Annotated in this window: 17 protein-coding genes and 1 tRNA gene; 9 read left to right on the plus strand and 9 right to left on the minus strand. The window is 65.0% G+C overall.

The features are described 5' to 3' along the window. Positions 1-187 precede the first annotated feature (187 nt). The 5 genes from ACZ1JV_RS08430 to ACZ1JV_RS08450 all read left to right on the plus strand — a co-directional run bounded on the left by ACZ1JV_RS08430 (position 188) and on the right by ACZ1JV_RS08450 (position 4728). On the plus strand, positions 188-1432 hold the full coding sequence (locus ACZ1JV_RS08430) for a murein hydrolase activator EnvC family protein (RefSeq protein ID WP_465151222.1): 1245 nt from the start codon (positions 188-190) through the stop codon (positions 1430-1432). Between the two features lie 138 nt (positions 1433-1570). Continuing rightward, positions 1571-2956, plus strand: a complete 1386-nt coding sequence (locus tag ACZ1JV_RS08435) for a S41 family peptidase (RefSeq protein ID WP_465136838.1) — start codon at positions 1571-1573, stop codon at positions 2954-2956. A gap of 11 nt (positions 2957-2967) precedes the next feature. Then, positions 2968-3477 (plus strand): disulfide bond formation protein B, encoded by a 510-nt coding sequence (locus ACZ1JV_RS08440; protein ID WP_465151223.1) that lies wholly within the window; start codon positions 2968-2970, stop codon positions 3475-3477. Further along, positions 3474-3989, plus strand: coding sequence for a demethoxyubiquinone hydroxylase family protein (locus ACZ1JV_RS08445; protein WP_465151224.1), 516 nt, complete (start codon positions 3474-3476; stop codon positions 3987-3989). Before ACZ1JV_RS08440 ends, ACZ1JV_RS08445 begins: the two co-directional genes overlap by 4 nt. Before the next feature lie 127 nt (positions 3990-4116). Then, positions 4117-4728: a hypothetical protein gene (locus ACZ1JV_RS08450; RefSeq protein WP_465151225.1), complete on the plus strand. Its 612-nt coding sequence runs from the start codon at positions 4117-4119 to the stop codon at positions 4726-4728. 74 nt (positions 4729-4802) lie between these two features. Here the strand turns inward: ACZ1JV_RS08450 and fabI are convergent, their stop codons facing one another. The 8 genes from fabI to ACZ1JV_RS08490 all read right to left on the minus strand — a co-directional run bounded on the left by fabI (position 4803) and on the right by ACZ1JV_RS08490 (position 10789). Further along, entirely contained in the window at positions 4803-5606 is an 804-nt protein-coding gene (gene fabI, locus ACZ1JV_RS08455) for an enoyl-ACP reductase FabI (RefSeq protein ID WP_465136834.1), read from the minus strand. Beyond that, positions 5603-6592, minus strand: coding sequence for a YihY/virulence factor BrkB family protein (locus ACZ1JV_RS08460; RefSeq protein WP_465151226.1), 990 nt, complete (start codon positions 6590-6592; stop codon positions 5603-5605). The genes fabI and ACZ1JV_RS08460 overlap by 4 nt, the downstream gene beginning before the upstream one ends. A 99-nt stretch (positions 6593-6691) precedes the next feature. Beyond that, on the minus strand, positions 6692-7624 hold the full coding sequence (locus ACZ1JV_RS08465) for a bifunctional riboflavin kinase/FAD synthetase (protein WP_465136832.1): 933 nt from the start codon (positions 7622-7624) through the stop codon (positions 6692-6694). 12 nt (positions 7625-7636) lie between these two features. After that, positions 7637-8122 carry a dihydrofolate reductase gene (locus ACZ1JV_RS08470; RefSeq protein WP_465151227.1) on the minus strand — a complete coding sequence of 162 codons (486 nt, stop codon included), beginning with the start codon at positions 8120-8122 and terminating at the stop codon, positions 7637-7639. 8 nt (positions 8123-8130) lie between these two features. Beyond that, positions 8131-9195, minus strand: a complete 1065-nt coding sequence (locus ACZ1JV_RS08475; protein WP_465151228.1) for a 5-(carboxyamino)imidazole ribonucleotide synthase — start codon at positions 9193-9195, stop codon at positions 8131-8133. Between the two features lie 19 nt (positions 9196-9214). Further along, positions 9215-9700: a 5-(carboxyamino)imidazole ribonucleotide mutase gene (gene purE, locus ACZ1JV_RS08480; RefSeq protein ID WP_465151229.1), complete on the minus strand. Its 486-nt coding sequence runs from the start codon at positions 9698-9700 to the stop codon at positions 9215-9217. Between the two features lies 1 nt (position 9701). Then, positions 9702-10388 (minus strand): 2,3-diphosphoglycerate-dependent phosphoglycerate mutase, encoded by a 687-nt coding sequence (gpmA, locus tag ACZ1JV_RS08485; protein ID WP_465151230.1) that lies wholly within the window; start codon positions 10386-10388, stop codon positions 9702-9704. 77 nt (positions 10389-10465) lie between these two features. After that, entirely contained in the window at positions 10466-10789 is a 324-nt protein-coding gene (locus ACZ1JV_RS08490) for a hypothetical protein (protein ID WP_465151231.1), read from the minus strand. Between the two features lie 70 nt (positions 10790-10859). On the opposite strand from ACZ1JV_RS08490, the gene ACZ1JV_RS08495 reads away from it, so the two are divergent. The 4 genes from ACZ1JV_RS08495 to ACZ1JV_RS08510 all read left to right on the plus strand — a co-directional run bounded on the left by ACZ1JV_RS08495 (position 10860) and on the right by ACZ1JV_RS08510 (position 15715). Further along, positions 10860-10934 (plus strand) — tRNA-Thr (locus ACZ1JV_RS08495). A gap of 185 nt (positions 10935-11119) precedes the next feature. Beyond that, a complete protein-coding gene (locus tag ACZ1JV_RS08500; RefSeq protein WP_465151232.1) occupies positions 11120-13909 on the plus strand; it encodes a TonB-dependent receptor in 2790 nt (929 codons plus the stop codon). Further along, on the plus strand, positions 13909-15012 hold the full coding sequence (locus ACZ1JV_RS08505; RefSeq protein WP_465151233.1) for a phytase: 1104 nt from the start codon (positions 13909-13911) through the stop codon (positions 15010-15012). The genes ACZ1JV_RS08500 and ACZ1JV_RS08505 overlap by 1 nt, the downstream gene beginning before the upstream one ends. Positions 15013-15094: 82 nt before the next feature. After that, positions 15095-15715, plus strand: coding sequence for a lytic transglycosylase domain-containing protein (locus ACZ1JV_RS08510; protein WP_465151234.1), 621 nt, complete (start codon positions 15095-15097; stop codon positions 15713-15715). A gap of 30 nt (positions 15716-15745) precedes the next feature. Here the strand turns inward: ACZ1JV_RS08510 and ACZ1JV_RS08515 are convergent, their stop codons facing one another. Next, on the minus strand, positions 15746-16627 hold the full coding sequence (locus ACZ1JV_RS08515; protein WP_465151235.1) for a UTP--glucose-1-phosphate uridylyltransferase: 882 nt from the start codon (positions 16625-16627) through the stop codon (positions 15746-15748). Positions 16628-16725: the final 98 nt, after the last annotated feature.

Consider the following 16725-nt stretch of genomic DNA (forward strand, 5'->3'; position numbering starts at 1 on the left):
CGGCACCAGCCCACTCCCCCACCCTGCCACCCATCGGTAGTATCCTGCGGGTGGCAGGGTGGGGGAGTGGGCTGGTGCCGCGAAATTCGCTTTTCGCGAATTTCCAAACAAACTCTCAGACGAATGCCGGAGCATTCCTCCGGTTTCCCTCTTTGCGCGGGACTCGCAGTGCTTTAGGCACGCCTTCGTGAGCCCGCGCAACCGCACGATCCTGATTGCCTCTGCCGCCCTGGCGGCAGGGGCAATCGTGCTTTCAGGCCCCGGCATCGGCCAGATCGGCGCGCTGGCCGTGCTCGATCCCGCCGCCGACGCCGCACAGGCCCAGCAGGACATGATCGCCGCGCGGCGCGAAGGCGAAATGACCCGCCTCCGTGCGGAAGCGCTGGAGAAAAAGGCCCGCGACGTCAGCGAACAGACGGAAAAGACCGCGCGCGAAGCCGCCGCCGTCGCCGCGCGCATCCAGGAGACCGAAGCCGGCATCGCCGCGCAGCAGGCCAGATTGCGCCTGATCGCCTCGCAGCGCACGGCGCTGCGCCAGCGGTTGGCGGTGCGTCAGGCCCCGCTCGCGCGGCTGACCGGTTCGCTGCAGTTGTTGAGCCGACGGCCGCCAATTCTGGCCATGCTGCGGCCCGGTTCGGTACAGGATGCGGTCTATCTGCGCGCCCTGCTCGATACCATGCTGCCGCAAGTCCAGCGGCGCACTGCCGGACTGCGGGCGGAAATCGAACGCGGCCGGGCGCTGGAAACGCAGGCGCTGGCCGCCCGCGCCGATCTGACCGCGACCGAAAACCAGATGCGCGAACGGCGTAGCCAGCTCGCCGTGCTGGAAACCCGCCAGCGGCTGGCCAGCCACCAGGCCACTGGCATTGCCGCCCGCGAGGCGGAACACGCGCTGGCGCTGGCCGAAACCGCGCGAGACCTTGGCGATCTGGTGGACGAGATGGGCCGGCAAGGTGCGCTGCGCGACCAGCTTTCCGCCCTGCCCGGGCCGATAATGCGGCCCGACCGGCCCGAGGATGCCCGTATTATCGAGGCGTCCCGGTTCGATGCCCCGCCCGAGGGCCTTTCCAGTTACATGCTGCCGGTAACCGGCCGCGTCGTCACCGGCTTTGGCGAAGTATTGCCGGGCCAATCGCCATCGCGCGGGCTGTCGCTGGCGACGCGTGCCCATGCCCAGATCGTCGCTCCCGCGCCGGGACGGGTAGCCTTTGCCGGTTCCTACAGCGGCTTCGGCCGCATCGTGATCATCGAGCACGACGGCGGCTGGACCTCGCTGGTGACCGGGCTTTCGCTGCTGGATGTTGCGGTGGGCGACACTATCGTCGCCGGATCGCCGCTGGGCGAGACCGGGCCCGGCGATCCGCGCGTGCAGGTGGAGCTTCGCCATGCCGGCGTCCCGGTCAATCCGCTACAATATGTCCGCTCGCTGTAAGCATGACGCGCTGGCAATTGCCGTCCCGCCCCGGTACTATGCGCCGGTGATTGGCCTTCGCAGCATGATGGTCAAAAATACCCCCGGTGCCGCTACTGCCCGGGGCCGAACGCGATACACGAGAGGCGACCCAGCCCGATGAAGTTTGGCTCTACCAAGTTCGTTTCGATTATCCGCGCGACTCTGCTGGTTTCCGCCGTCGCCGTACTGCCCGCCGCGACCTCCGGCCTGGCCGCCGTCGACAGCGATGCCGGGCGCGAATTCCAGAAGCTTTTCACCATCTACCAGCTGGTCAAGGCCAACTACGTAGATCCGGTCGATGACAATAAGCTGCTGAAGGGCGCGATCGACGGGATGCTGGCCAGCCTGGACCCGCATTCCAACTATCTCGACGGCCCGGCCAAGCAGCGGCTGGAAACGATGATCGACGGCAATTACACCGGCCTTGGCCTTTCCGTGGTGGAAGACGACGGCGCCGTGAAGGTCGTTTCCCCGTTCAAGGGCAGCCCCGCCGAAAAGGCCGGGATCAAGGCGGGCGACTACATCACCCATCTGGACGGCGTGCTCTATTACGAGCGCGATCTGGATGAAGCGGTGGACAAGATGCGCGGGCCGGCCGGCACCTCCATCCGCCTGACGATCTTCCGCCAGGGCCGCGACCAGCCGTTCGACGTCACCGTCACGCGCGGCGTGATCGAGCTGGAACCGGTGACCTGGGAACTGAAGGACGACGTCGGCGTCATCTCGGTCAACGAATTCTCCCGCGATGTCGGCAATTTCGTGAACAAGGGCATTGCCGACCTGAAGCTGCAGGCCGCCAAGAAGGGCACCAAGCTGGACGGCCTGGTGCTGGACCTGCGTTCGAATCCGGGCGGTTCGCTGGATGAGGCCGTGGCCCTGTCCGACCTCTTCGTGGACCATGGCACGATCGTCTCGCAGCGTGGCCGCATCGCCAGCGAGAACCAGTATTACCGCGCCGAAACCGTGTTCAAGGGCGATGTCGTCAAGGGCATGCCGCTGGTCGTGCTGGTCGACGCCGGTTCCGCATCGGCCTCCGAAATCGTCGCCGGCGCGCTGCAGGATCTGCACCGCGCGGTGATCATGGGCGATCGCACTTTCGGCAAGGGCTCGGTCCAGTCGTACATCCCGCTCGACAAGGAGAGCGCGATCAAGATCACGACGGCGCGCTACTTCACGCCCTCCGGCCATTCGGTGCAGGAAGGCGGCATCGTGCCGGACATCAAGGTGCCGCAGCTGTCCGATCCCGATGCCCGCGCGCGCTCCGAACGCGCCGTGCGCGAATCCGACTTGCGCAGCCACCTGATCAACGAGGCGGCGCTGGACGACAAGGAACTGGAAAAGGACAAGGCCGACGATCCGCGCTTCAAGGTCAGCGCGGAGGATCTGAAGAAGCGGGGCGTCACCGACTTCCAGCTGAGCTACGCGATCGACACGCTGCGCCGCACCGCCGGCAAGCCCGCGCTCGCCACGGCCGCCACGCCGGCCGTACCGGGCAAGAACTGAAGGCTTCCGCGATGACCGTCACCGTTGCCGCACCCTTGCGCGCCGCCCGCCTGCTTGCGCTGGCCATTCCCGTGATCGCATTGGGCGGCGCCTATATCAGCCAGTACGGCTTTGGCCTGCACCCTTGCGAAATGTGCTGGTGGCAGCGGTATGGCCAGATGTTCGCGCTGCCGTTTGCGGCGCTGGCCTTCTTCTGGCGGCCGGTGCGCCCGCTGGTGGCAGTGGCGGCGCTGGGGATCCTCAGTTCCGGGCTGATCGGCGGCTATCACGCCGGCGTGGAATACGGCTGGTGGGAGGGCTTTACCGCCTGCACCGCCAGCCCCTTTGCCGCCGGCACCGATCCGATGGCGGCGATCATGGCCGCGCCGCTGATTCGCTGCGACGTCGCCCCCTGGACACTGGGCGGCGTATCGCTGGCGGGCTTCAACTTCCTGCTTTCCACTTTCGGCGCGCTGGCCATCTTCGGCCTGATCGCCCGCAGCAATCCCTCCGCTTCCGCCATCAGGAGCCTGACGTCATGACATCCACCAGGGCCGAGCGCATGATCCGGGTCGATCAGGCCGGCGAATATGGCGCAGTGCAGATCTATGCCGGGCAAATGGCGGTCATGGGTGCCCGCGCACCGCTCTCCACCGAGATCGCCGGCATGGCCGAGCAGGAGGCCGAGCATAAGGCCCGGTTCGACCGCATGATCGCCGAACGGGGCGTGCGCCCCACCCTGCTCCAGCCGGTCTGGTCGGTGGCCGGTTATGCGCTGGGCGCCGCCACCGCGCTGATCGGGCCGGAAGCGGCGATGGCCTGCACCGCGGCGATCGAGACAGAGATCGACCGTCACTACACCGAACAGCTTGAGGAACTCGGCGACGAGGATCCCGAACTGGGCGACGTGATACGCCAGTTCCGCGACGAGGAACGCGAACACCGGGACGCCGCGCTGGCCGCCGGGGCCGAGCGTGCGCCCGCCTACCCCCTGCTGTTCAACGCCATCCGCATGGGCTGCCGCGTGGCCATCAAGCTTTCGGAAAGAATCTGAATTTCAGGCGTTATATTGATCCGACCGGCCGTTTGCCTTCTGGCCAGGGGCTGTGCTTAAGCTACCATTCAAGCGATGCGCGCCCTATCATCCGCCGTGCGACGTATTATCGACTGGAGCAATTCCGATGACGCCCCTCAAGACCACTGCTGCTGCGATCGCCATTATGGGCTTAGGTCTAACTGGGGGCCTGACCGGGTGGGTACCGTCCGCCGCCGCACAGGAAGATCAGCCCGCTTCCAGCGGGGGTGAAAAGGTCAACCAGCTGATCATCTACGGTGACGATCCCTGCCCCCAATCCTCGGACGCGGAGATCACCGTGTGCGCGCGCAAGGCCGAATCGGAGCGCTATCGCATCCCCGAGCCCCTGCGCGGCATCGATTCGCCCACCTCGCAGGCCTGGAACAACAAGGTTCAGGCCTATGAGACTGTTGGCGCTTTCGGCAATCTCAGTTGCTCGCCCGTGGGGCCCGGAGGCGCATCGGGTTGCACCCAGAAGCTGATCAACCAGGCCTATTCGGAACGCGCCAACGGTTCGGAAGTCCGCTTCGGCGAACTGATCGCTGCCGAGCGTGAGAAGCGCCTCTCTACGATCGACGCCGATGCCGCTGCGCAGCAAAAGCGCGTGGAAGAGGCGGAAAAGGCCTACTTCGAACAACAGAAGCGTCAGGCGGCAGAGCAGGATGCGGCCGAAAACGCTGCCGGAAAGACCGACGCGCCGCTGCCGCAGCCAAAGTAAGCACCCAACAAGCAAGGCACCAAAAAGGGCCGGAGGATCGCTCCTCCGGCCCTTTTTACATAGCTGGGCGCGGCTTAGCTCAGCGCAATATCCGGCGCATCTTCCTGCTTCATGCCGACGAGGTGGTAGCCCGAATCGACGTGATGGACTTCGCCGGTAACGCCCGAGGACAGGTCCGAGAGGAAGTAGAGGCCCGAACCGCCGACATCCTCGATCGTGGTATTGCGGCGCAGCGGCGAGTTCAGCTCGTTCCATTTCAGGATATAGCGGAAATCGCCGATGCCGCTGGCAGCCAGCGTCTTGATCGGACCGGCCGAAATCGCGTTCACGCGGATGTTCTGCGGGCCAAGATCGTTGGCGAGGTACTTCACCGAGGTTTCGAGAGCGGCCTTGGCCACACCCATGACGTTGTAGTGCGGCACGACCTTTTCGGCGCCGTAATAGGTCAGCGTCAGGATCGATCCGCCCTCACGCATCATCGGCTCCGCCCGCTTGGCGACGGCCACCAGGCTATAGGCCGAGATGTTCATCGTCATCAGGAAGTTGTCGAGGCTGGTGTCGACGTATTTGCCGCGCAGCTCGTTCTTGTCCGAAAAGCCGATGGCGTGGACGACGAAGTCGATCGTTTCCCAGCGCGCCTTCAGCGTTTCGAACGCCCCGTCCAGCGCCGCCATGTCGGAAACGTCGCAATCGATGAGGAAATCGCTGCCCAGGCTTTCGGCCAGCGGCTTCACGCGCTTGGCCAGCGCTTCGCCCTGATAGGAGAAGGCCAGTTCCGCGCCGTGTTCGTGCAGCTTCTTCGCGATGCCCCAGGCCAGGGACTTGTCATTGGCAAGGCCCATGATCAGGCCACGTTTACCTTGCATCAGACCGGTCATTCTCGTTCTTCCTGTGCTTCGTTGTTCTCGGCGGCCCTGTTCAGGATTCCGCCGTTGCCGCCTTTTCGCCCCGCGAGCATCTCCTGCTCCTCGGGACTGACGGTGAGGGCCGCGTTGAGTTCGGCGCCCGCAACCATCCCTAGTCCGACAAACCAGAAAAAGAAAAGCGCGATCATCACTCCGGCAAGGCTTCCGTAAGTCAGATCGTAAGCGATGAAATTGCGCAACACTCTGGGCAGGGCCCATGCGGTGGCAAGCCACCACGCCGCCACCAATACAGCCCCCGGCCATTTGGGAAAGCCCTTCCCTTGGTATTGCGACGGCGTGAGCATGTAAAACAGCGTATAAAGCGACCCGAACAGCGTGCCTGCCGTGATCAGGCGCGAAATCGCCAGCTGATAGTTGAACCGCGCCAACCGGGGGAACAGATCCAGCAGCACGTCCTCGATCAGCGAGAGGAACACTTGCGAGGACAGCGAAAGCAGCATCAGCAGCACCGCGCCAAAGATCAGCCCGCCCGATACCAGCCGGTTGCGCCAGAACGCGCGTCTCTTCGTGATGCCATAGGAGCGATAGAGAATGTCGCGGATGGTTTCCACCAGACTGGTCGCGGTCCACACGCCCAGCAGCCCGCCGATCCAGAGCAGCCAGCCGTGGCGCGCCCGCACCGCGTCGTGCGCAACCGGGGCCAGTTCCTCCCGCACCCGCAGCGGCAGCGCCTGAAGCAGCGCATTGATCGACTGATCGAGCTGCCCCTGCTCGCCCACCGCCGAATAGATCGCGGCGACGGCGATGCAGAACGGGAACAGCGCCACGATCGTCATGTAGGCCAGATTGCCGGCGTGGATGAACCCGTCTTCCCAGGTTCCTTCGATCACCCGGCGGACGATCACGAACGGCCGCGCGGTCAGGTTGGGACGCGGAATACGCGGCCCACGCCCTTCGCGCCAGAGCAAGGCTGCCCGCCGTCGCGCCTCAGGCGTCATCGGGGGCGTCGTCGGAGGCTCGACTTGCACCGAGCCGACATAGGCATTCCAGCCGGGTTATTCAAATCCGGTAAGGATTTGCTGGACTGCTGCCCAATCTTACACGAGGTTGGCGAGCAGTTCCCGTGCGCGATCGCAGTCGAGCGCCATCTGCGCCTTTAGGGCATCGATGGAATCGAACTTCGCCTCGCCGCGCAGATAGTGGTGGAAGGCCACTTCGATTTCCTGGTCGTAGAGATCGCCGGAAAAATCGAAGAAATGCGGCTCCAGCAGTTCCTTGGGCGGATCGAACGTCGGTCGAATGCCCATGTTCGCCGCGCCGATCACCGTGCGGCCGCCGGGCAGATGGCCGGTAATCGCATAGATGCCGTAACGCGGGCGCAGATAGTGCGCCATGTCGAGGTTGGCGGTGGGGAAGCCGATCACCCGGCCGCGCTTATCGCCGTGCTGGACATGGCCGCGAATGGCGAAAGGCCGCGTCAGCAAACGCGCGGCGGTTTCGCAATCGCCGGCCTGAAGCGCCTCGCGGATGCGGCTGGAACTGACCGGCAGGCCATTGTCGAGCACCGCGCCGACCGCGCGCGATTCGATGCCGAACCGGCCGCCCACCTCCTTGAGCACGCAAGGGTTGCCGCTGCGCGCCTTGCCGAAAGTGAAATCGTCGCCGGTGACGACGCCGGCCACGCCCAGTTGCCCGGCCAGAATCTGCTCGATCCACTGATCGGCATGCATGCCCGCCATCGCGCCATCGAAATGGAACACCAGCATGGCATCTGCGCCGGCTTCGCCGAACAGTTCCTGCCGCTGATCCAGCGTGGTCAGGCGAAACGGCTGCGCGTTGGGCTGGAAATGGCGAACGGGATGCGGATCGAACGTGGCGACGATCGCCTTGCGCCCTTCGGCGCGGGCCCAGCGGATCGCCTCGCCGACGACGGCCTGATGGCCGAGGTGGAATCCGTCGAAATTGCCCAGCGCCAGCACGGCGCCGCGCATGTCTTCGGGAAAGGGCTCACGGTTGTCGAGGCGAATCATGTCGGTTCGGGCCTATAGGTCGCGCACGAGCGTCACGAAAGCATAGGCGGGGCGTTCGCCGTCCGCCGCATGCTCTTCGCGGGCAGTCTCGTACCATTCGCTGCCGGGCCGGGGCATGAAAGTATCGCCTTCATAGTCCCCATGAATCTCGGTCAGTTCGATGCGGTTCGCAATGCCTCCGAAGAGGCCGTAGATTTCCGCGCCGCCGATCACCGCGATCTCGCCTTGACCGGCAAGCTCCAGCGCCTGTTCGACGGTGTGAGCGACTTCGGCGCCTTCGGCCTGCCATGCTTCATCGCGGGTCAGCACGATGTGGCGGCGGCCGGGTAGCGGCGAGGGGAAGCTGTCGAAAGTCTTGCGGCCCATGATCATGGGCCTTCCCATCGTCAGCGCCTTGAACCGCTTCAGGTCGGCCGGCAGGCGCCAGGGCAAGGTCCCGTCGCGTCCGATCGCGCCGTTTTCGGCGCGAGCGTAGATAAGGAAGATATCCTGCGCCAAGTCGCCGGTCAGTCCTGCCCGAAGGAGAGGCGCGTAACGTGCCCCATCTTGCGACCGGGGCGAGCCGCGGCCTTGCCGTAGAGATGCAGGTGATTGGCCGGATCGGCAAGGATCGTCGGCCAGTCATGCGCCTGATCGCCGATCAGGTTGCGCATTTCCACGGTGTCCGCCGCAAGCCCGGTACTGCCAAGCGGCAGCCCGCAGATCGCGCGCACGTGATTCTCGAACTGCGAGGTGACGGCGCCCTCGATCGTCCAGTGCCCCGAATTGTGCACGCGCGGCGCCATCTCGTTGAACACGGGCCCGTTTCCGGTGGCGAAGAATTCAAGCGTGAGCACGCCGACGTAATCGAGCGCCTCGGCCACTTTCGCCGCCAGTGCGCGCGCGGCCGGGACCTGTTCGACAATCGTGGGCGATGCCGGAATGGTGCTGAGCGACAGGATGCCGCTTTCGTGCACGTTCTCGGCCGAATCGAAATAGCGGATTTCGCCATCGATGCCGCGGCACAGGATCACCGAGAATTCGGCGAAGAAGGTGACGAAACCTTCGTAGATCAGCGCCTGCGCCGGAAGGTCGAGCCCTTCGGCATCTTCCGGCTTCATGATCCGCCACTGGCCCTTGCCGTCATAGCCGTCGCGCCGGGTCTTGAGGATGCCGGGGGTACCGATCTCGGCAATCGCGGCGGCCAGATCCTCGGCCGTATCGACCGGGAAGAACGGCGCGGGTGTGCCGCCCAGTTCGGTAACGAAGCGCTTCTCGTTCAGCCGGTCCTGCGCGGTTTCCAGCGCGCGGGCATGGGCAAGCAGCGGCACATCACCCAGCGCCGCCAGCGGGGCGACGGGCACGTTCTCGAACTCGTAAGTAACGACCGCGCAGTCGGCGGCGAACTTCGCCATAGCCTCGGCATCGTCCCAGGCCGCGCAGGTGAACGCGGCGCTGACTTCGGCGGCGATCGAGTCGGCCTCCGGCGCGTAGATGTGGCAGCGATAGCCAAGCTGCGCTGCCGCCATCGCGATCATCCGGCCAAGCTGGCCTCCACCAAGAATGCCGATGGTTTCGCCGGGGGGAATCATGACGCCGTTACTCGATATATCAGGAAGGACGGACTGCCACGCTTTCGGTCTGCGCGGCACGGAAAGCCTTGAGCCGCTGCGCCAGCGCCTCATCGGTGGTGGCCAGGATCGCGGCGGCCAGCAGGCCGGCATTGGCCGCGCCCGCTTCGCCGATGGCCAGCGTGCCGACCGGGATGCCGGCCGGCATCTGCACGATCGAGAGCAGGCTGTCCTGCCCCGAAAGCGCCTTGGACTGCACCGGCACGCCCAGCACCGGCAGATGCGTGAGCGCGGCGACCATGCCCGGCAGATGCGCGGCGCCGCCGGCGCCGGCGATCACCACCTTGAAGCCTTCGTCCGCTGCGCCCTTGGCGAAGTCCACCATACGCTCGGGCGTGCGGTGGGCGGAGACGATGCGGGCGTCGTAGGCGACGCCCAGCTTGTCCAGCATCTCGGCGGCCTTGCCCATGGTCGGCCAGTCGGACTGGCTGCCCATGATGATGGCGACCGGGACAGGAGAAGTCATCTCAGCGCTCCGAGAGATAGTAGCGATCGACCACCGCCAGATCGCCCGACAGTTCGTAGACGATCGGCTGGCCGGTCGGGATTTCCAGACCGGTAATCTCGTCGTCCGAAATATGCGAAAGGTGCTTCACCAGCGCGCGCAGCGAATTGCCGTGGGCGGAGACGAGCACGTCGGCGCCGGCCTTCAGGTGCGGCACGATCGAGCCCTGATAGTAAGGCAGGACGCGCGCGATGGTGTCCTTCAGGCTTTCGGTCTGCGGCACGGCGATCCCGGCGTAACGCGCGTCGGTGGAAAGATCGAACTCGCTGCCCTTCTCCAGCACCGGCGGCGGCGTGTCGAAGCTGCGGCGCCAGATCTTCACCTGATCCTCGCCATGCTTGGCAGCGGTCTCCGCCTTGTTCAGGCCGGTGAGGCCGCCATAGTGACGCTCGTTCAGGCGCCAGTCCTTGGTCTCGGGAATCCACAGCAGGCCGGCGGCTTCCAGCGCCAGGTGCAGCGTGCGGATCGCACGGGTCTGCAGCGAGGTGAAAGCGACGGTGGGCTCAATGCCCTTTTCCTTGAGCAGCGTGCCGGCGGCGCGGGCCTCTTCCTCACCCAGCGGGGTCAGGTCGACATCCCACCAGCCGGTGAAGCGGTTTTCAAGGTTCCATTGGCTCTGGCCGTGGCGGACGAGGATCAGGCGAGGCAAGGCATACTCCCGGGCTCATCGGCGCTCCGGCGGGGAACGCCTCTTGGCAGACTGAACGATATGTCTGGGCGCAGCCCCTAGCTTTCCGGCGTCGATTTGGAAAGAGCGCCCGATTCGATTTCGCCTCCATTCGCAGCGTCTTTTTCACTGGCAGCCGTATCGGCAGTTTCCGATTCGGAAGTCGCGCCAGCCGGGTCGTGCATCGCGGCATCGAAAGCGCGTGCCTGCACCTTGCGGCGGCGAAGATTTTCGCGAAGCTTGGCGGCAAGCCTTTCCTCGCGGGATTGCTGGGGCTGCGTCATGGCGAATGCGTCTTTCCGAGGCCGTTCTGTCCCCCGCGGAATGGCCTTCCGAAAAAGAATGCGCAAGCACCGCTTGACAATTGCTTCGGTCACGGACATTAGCGCGCCCCTGCCCCGGGTCGCCGTGGGCAAGCGCTGAAGCGCTGGCCGAAAGGCCTTCGGATCAGGCGCTGCTGTAGCTCAGTGGTAGAGCGCGTCATTGGTAATGACGAGGTCGGGAGTTCAATCCTCCCCAGCAGCACCATTCCCCTCCCCCTGCATGTTTGGAATGTGTCTGGCGAGGCGGATTCGCGCCTGCGGATCGTATACTGTTGCCCGATTGCTGCAGTAGGGCAAAGTCACAAAACTGCCACTCCATCAGCACAAAACTGTCATCGAACGTACCTAGAGGCGGCCCCAATTCCTCGAACCAACAGGGGTTTGCCTCTAATGACGTTCTCCATGCGCCTCCTTGCGGGGCTGCTCGCCTCTGCCTCATTCGCCACGATCGCCCACGCAGGCGAAGTGGCCGGTAATGTTCATGACGCCGCCGGCGTCCGCGCCCTGCAGTCGGCCAGCGTGCGCATCGTCGAACTCGATCGCAGCGTCGAAACCGACCGTTCGGGCCAGTACATCTTCGGTGACGTGCCTGCCGGCACCTACACGCTGGAAGCGCGCTACGTCGGCGCGGAAGTGACCACCCAGTCGGTTACCGTGCCCGCCACCGGCCGTGTTTCCGGCAATTTCGATCTTGCCGCGATCGGCGGCGGCGACATTCTCGTCACCGGCCAGACCGCCAACATGACCAGCGCCCTGTCGCGCCAGAAGGCCGCTGACGGCGTCGTCTCGGTCCTCACCCGCGACGCGATCGGCCAGTTCCCCGACCAGAACGTCGCCGAATCGCTGCGCCGCCTGCCCGGCGTGAACATCCTCAACGACCAGGGCGAAGGCCGCTACGTTTCGGTGCGCGGCCTCGATCCCGAACTCAACGGCACTTCGGTCAACGGCGTGCGCCTGCCCGCCCCTGAATCGGACGTTCGTTCGGTTGCGCTCGACGTGATCTCGTCCGACACCATCCAGTCGATCGAAGTGAAGAAGAGCTTCACGCCCGACATGGACGGCGACTTCATTGGCGCCTCGATCGAGGTGAACACCACCAGCGCCTTCGATTCGAAGAAGAACCGCTACTCGCTGAGCGCCGAGGGCAGCTGGAACGACTATTCGGGCAAGGTCACCCCGAAGGGTGCGTTCGACTTCACGCAGAAGCTGGGTGACGACTTCGGCATCGCCGGCTCGGTCAGCTACTACAAGCGCAAGTTCGAGACCGACAACGTCGAAACCGGCGGCTGGAACGTCGACGACAGCGGCAATGCCTGGGCCGAATCGGTGGAATACCGCGATTATGATGTGGAACGCACCCGCATCAACGCGGCGCTGTCGGCCGACTGGCGCGTTTCGGACACGACCAAGGCCTATATACGCGGCAACTGGGCGCAGTTCGACGACCACGAATACCGCCGCCGCACCACGCTGGACTTCAGCGACTTCGACAACCCGAGCGCCAGCACCGACAGCAGCGCCACGTTCGACGGTTCGGACGAGCGCATCACTGTCGAGCGCGACCTGAAGGACCGCTTCGAGCGCCAGCGCATCCGCTCGGTCTCGATCGGCAGCGACACCGACACCGGCGTGTGGAAGTTCAACTGGATGGCCAGCTACGCCAAGTCGACCGAGAAGGAGACCTTCTCGATCGATCCCACCCGTTTCCGTGCCCGCTTCACCGACGGAACCGTGGTCGGCATGGACTACGCCAACAAGTATTTCCCGACCTATTCGGTCACCGAAGGCGCTGACAGCTTCAACGACGCGTCGGAGTACGAATTCAACAAGACCGAACTGACTACCCTGTCCAACAGCCAGGACCAGGAATGGGCGATCAAGGCCGACCTCGCCCGCACCTTTGCCGGCGACAACGGCGACTTCACCATCCAGGCCGGCGGCAAGGCCCGCTGGCGCAAGAAGTCCTACGACTTCAACATGACCTACTACGAACTGGCCGACGGCGCCGATTACACGCTGGCTGACGTGCTGGGCAAGCAGACCTACCGCCTGGTCGACATGGGCCCGGTCTCCAGCAAGACGGGCCCGAAGGACTTCCTGCTCGCGAACCCCCGAGATTTCGTCGTCAACGACTTCGAGAGCGGCTACAACTCGGCGATCAGCGACTATTCGGTGCGCGAAGACATCGTCGCCGGCTATGCCCTCGCCCGCTGGGACAGTTCCACCCTGCGCGTGATCGGCGGCGTGCGCATGGAGCACACCCATAACGACCTCAACGGCAGCCTCGTCACCGACAACGGCGACGATACCTTCACCGTCGATCCGCAAAGCTACAAGCGCAACTACACCAACTGGCTGCCCAGCCTGACCGTGCGCTACAGCCCGCAGCAGAACCTGGTCGCTCGTCTGGCCGGGTACAAGACCGTGGTGCGCCCCAAGCTTTCGCAGATGGCGCCGCGCAATACGATCAACGACGATCTCGAACTGGAAGTCGGCAACCCGCAGCTCAAGCCCTATCAGGCGTGGAACCTCGACGCGGGCATGGAATACTACTTCTCGAACAACGGCGCCCTCTCGGTCGGCGGGTTCTACAAGTCGATCAAGGACTACACCTACTCGCTCAACTCGAAGGAAGCCGGCACCTACAACGGCATCGCCTATGAAGAGATCACCATCCCGATGAACGGCGACAAGGCCGAAATCGCCGGCGTGGAAGTGAGCTTCAGCCAGGTGTTCTCGATGCTGCCCTCGCCCTTCGACGGGTTGCTGACCCAGCTGAACTACACGTACACGTATGCCCGCGGCTCGGTGTTCACGGACGATGACGGCGTGCAGATCGCCCGTCGCATCTCGCTGCCGAACGCGTCGAAGAACACGTTCAACGCCGTACTCGGTTACGAAAAGGGCCCGATCAGCCTGCGCGCTGCCGGCACCTTCCGCGACAAGTACCTCGACGAAGTGGGCGATTCGATCGAAACAGACCGCACGGTCAACCAGCACTTCCAGCTGGACCTTTCGGCCAAGTACAAGCTGACCGACAACATCCGCCTCTTCGCGGACTGGGTGAACGTCAACAACGCCAAGTACTTCGCCTACCAGAACCTCGCCGGCGCCAAGCGCGTGCTGCAGTATGAGGAATACGGCTCGACCGTGAAGTTCGGCGCGCGGGTGACCTTCTGATGAAGGCCGCCTTCACGACCATCGCCGATGCCGTGAAGCTGGGGTCGGGAGCATTGCTCCCGGCCCTGTTGCTTTCCGGCTGCGCGACCACCGCGACGGCGCCAGCCCCTCGCCTTCCAGCCATCGACGTACCCGCTGCCGGCGAGACCCAGCCCGTCGGCACCGCCAATGCGGATGCCGCCGACGATCCGGCGATCTGGCGCAATGCCGGCAATCCGGCCGCCAGTCTGGTACTCGGCACCGACAAGAAGGCCGGGCTCTATGTCTACGGGCTCGACGGCAAGGTGCGCGACTACGCCGCGGCAGGTGCGCTCAACAACGTGGACTTGCGCGAAGTGCGCCGCACGGGCGGGACGACCATTCTGGTCGGCGCCAGCGACCGTACCGACCGGGCCGAACCGCGCATCGCGCTGTTCACGCTCGATGGCGCCAGCGGCAAGCTGACGTCGCTGGGCGCGGAGACGTTCCTGCCCGCCGGCCACGCCCCGGCCGAGGCCTATGGCTTCTGCATGGGCGGCGCCCTGGCGCAAGGCGAACTCGCCCGCGCCTATGTCGTGCTGAAGGACGGATCGGTCGCCGAAAGCCGGCTGATCGAACGCGACGGGCGAATCGTGCCCGACTATGTGCGCCTCGTGAAGTTCGCCACGCAGTCAGAAGGGTGCGTGGTCGACGATGCCGGCAAAGTGCTGTTCGTCGCCGAGGAGGACGTGGGCATCTGGAAAGTGCCGCTGGCCGGCGACAAGCTGGTTGCCGAAGCATTCGCCCGCGTGGGTGAGCAGGACGGCCTCGTCGCCGATGTAGAGGGCCTTGCAGTCGCCCGCGAAGATGGCGGCCGCGCCTGGCTGGTCGCGTCGAGTCAGGGCGACAGCGCCTATGCCGTGTTCGACCTCGGCACCGGCAAGCCCGCCGGCCGCTTCCGGATCAATGGCGGCACCATCGGTGGCACCAGCGAAACCGACGGCATCGAGATCGCGCTGGGTGACTTCGGCCCGACCTATCCCGATGGCCTGATGGTCGCACAGGACGGCGACAACGCCCCCCATGCGCAGAACTTCAAGCTGGTCTCCTGGCGCGCGATTCGCACGGCTCTGGGGCTCGATTGATCGTGGCCGCCCGCGATCTCACGCAGGTGACGTCGCGGGCGCCACGCTGTAAACGGCAGACATGGTGAGGGAAGCGAATCACATGAATCGGGCCATTGCCGCCGCGCTGCTGACGCTGGCTGCCATGCCCGGCGCTGCCCATGCCGACGTGCTGGAAATCGGCAACGGCGACTATCGCTGGGTTGCCGGTGGACCTGCCCATCAGGCGGTCGATCCTGCCGCACTCAATGCGCCCGACGATGGCTCGCCGCCCGCCGAAGTGGGCGCGGACACGCTGGCGCCGCAATCGATCACCGACGCGCTCGACGCGGCAGGGCCGACGCGCTGGCGCATCCGCGTGGCCGAACTGGCCGCCAAGTACGACATCAGCCCCACCCTGCTGGAAGCGGTGGTGTGGCAGGAAAGCCGGTGGAACGAACTGGCCGTCTCGCCTGTCGGCGCACGCGGCCTTGCCCAGTTGATGCCCGGCACTGCCGCGCAGATGGGCGTGAATCCCGGCGATCCGATGGCCAATCTGGAAGGCGGCGCCCGGTATCTGCGGATGCAGCTCGATGCCTTCGGCGGCGATATCGAGAAGGCACTGGCCGCCTACAATGCCGGACCGGGCCGCGTGACTCGGGCTGGCGGCGTGCCCAATATCCGCGAAACGCAGGCTTATGTCGCCGCGATCATGTCGCGATTGACGGACCCGGTTCGCCAGTAAAGGCGCCCCTCATCGGGACGCCCTTTACTTTCAGCCCAGCAACTTGGCCGCAATCTTGCGCACTTCGTCGCCCATGTCGGGACGGTCGAGCGCGATGGCGAGCGTCGCTTCCACGAAGCCCACTTTGGAACCGCAGTCGAAGCGCCGACCGGCAAACGTGACCGCATGGAACGGCTGGACGCCGATCAGCTTCGCCATCGAATCGGTCAGCTGAATCTCGCCGCCGGCGCCCTTGCCCTGGTTGGCGAGCAGATCCATCACTTCCGGCTGGAGGATGTAGCGGCCGGAGACGATCTTGTTGGAGGGCGCATCCTCCACCTTCGGCTTTTCGACCAGGCCCTTCACCTCGGTCAGCGCGCCCTTGCTTTCGCCGGGGGCGATCACGCCGTAGCTGGACACTTCCTCACGCGGCACTTCCAGCACCGAGACGAGATTGCCGCCCACTTCGTTATAGGCCTCCACCATCTGCGCCATGCAGCCGGGCGAACCGTACATCAGCTCGTCCGGCAGGAAGATCGCGAAAGGCTCATCACCGATCACCGCGCGCGCGCACCAGACCGCATGGCCAAGGCCCAGCGGCACCTGCTGGCGCACGGTCACCAGATTGCCCGGCTGGATTCGCGTCGGGTCCAGCGCGTCGAGCGACTTGCCGCGCGCGGACATCGTCGCTTCCAGTTCGTAGGCGGTGTCGAAATGTTCGACGATCGCGGTCTTGCCGCGCCCGGTGACGAAGACGAATTCCTCGATCCCCGCCTCGCGCGCCTCATCCACGGCGTACTGGATCAGCGGGCGGTCAACGACCGGCAACAGCTCCTTGGGAATCGCCTTGGTGGCGGGAAGGAAGCGAGTTCCGAGCCCGGCAACGGGAAACACGGCTTTGCGGACGGGTTTTTTGAACTGAGGCGCAGACATAGTTAATGGTCTGACTCCATTTAGTTACAGTGCTGTTAAAGCCGCTTCGCAGGTGCAGCGCAACAGTCCATCCGTCTTTCTCCGAGCCGTGCTTGCTG

This window comes from Novosphingobium sp. BL-S-19 (genome assembly GCF_055521675.1).

Coding starts and splice junctions, on each gene's coding strand:
- ACZ1JV_RS08490 (WP_465151231.1), bottom strand. CDS start 10,789: ATGTCCGTGACCGAAGCAATTGTCAAGCGGTGCTTGCGCATTCTTTTT.
- ACZ1JV_RS08460 (WP_465151226.1), bottom strand. CDS start 6,592: ATGACGCCTGAGGCGCGACGGCGGGCAGCCTTGCTCTGGCGCGAAGGG.
- ACZ1JV_RS08500 (WP_465151232.1), top strand. CDS start 11,120: ATGACGTTCTCCATGCGCCTCCTTGCGGGGCTGCTCGCCTCTGCCTCA.
- ACZ1JV_RS08450 (WP_465151225.1), top strand. CDS start 4,117: ATGACGCCCCTCAAGACCACTGCTGCTGCGATCGCCATTATGGGCTTA.
- ACZ1JV_RS08445 (WP_465151224.1), top strand. CDS start 3,474: ATGACATCCACCAGGGCCGAGCGCATGATCCGGGTCGATCAGGCCGGC.
- purE (WP_465151229.1), bottom strand. CDS start 9,700: ATGACTTCTCCTGTCCCGGTCGCCATCATCATGGGCAGCCAGTCCGAC.
- ACZ1JV_RS08465 (WP_465136832.1), bottom strand. CDS start 7,624: ATGATTCGCCTCGACAACCGTGAGCCCTTTCCCGAAGACATGCGCGGC.
- ACZ1JV_RS08510 (WP_465151234.1), top strand. CDS start 15,095: ATGAATCGGGCCATTGCCGCCGCGCTGCTGACGCTGGCTGCCATGCCC.
- ACZ1JV_RS08440 (WP_465151223.1), top strand. CDS start 2,968: ATGACCGTCACCGTTGCCGCACCCTTGCGCGCCGCCCGCCTGCTTGCG.
- ACZ1JV_RS08435 (WP_465136838.1), top strand. CDS start 1,571: ATGAAGTTTGGCTCTACCAAGTTCGTTTCGATTATCCGCGCGACTCTG.
- fabI (WP_465136834.1), bottom strand. CDS start 5,606: ATGACCGGTCTGATGCAAGGTAAACGTGGCCTGATCATGGGCCTTGCC.
- ACZ1JV_RS08505 (WP_465151233.1), top strand. CDS start 13,909: ATGAAGGCCGCCTTCACGACCATCGCCGATGCCGTGAAGCTGGGGTCG.
- ACZ1JV_RS08515 (WP_465151235.1), bottom strand. CDS start 16,627: ATGTCTGCGCCTCAGTTCAAAAAACCCGTCCGCAAAGCCGTGTTTCCC.
- ACZ1JV_RS08475 (WP_465151228.1), bottom strand. CDS start 9,195: ATGATTCCCCCCGGCGAAACCATCGGCATTCTTGGTGGAGGCCAGCTT.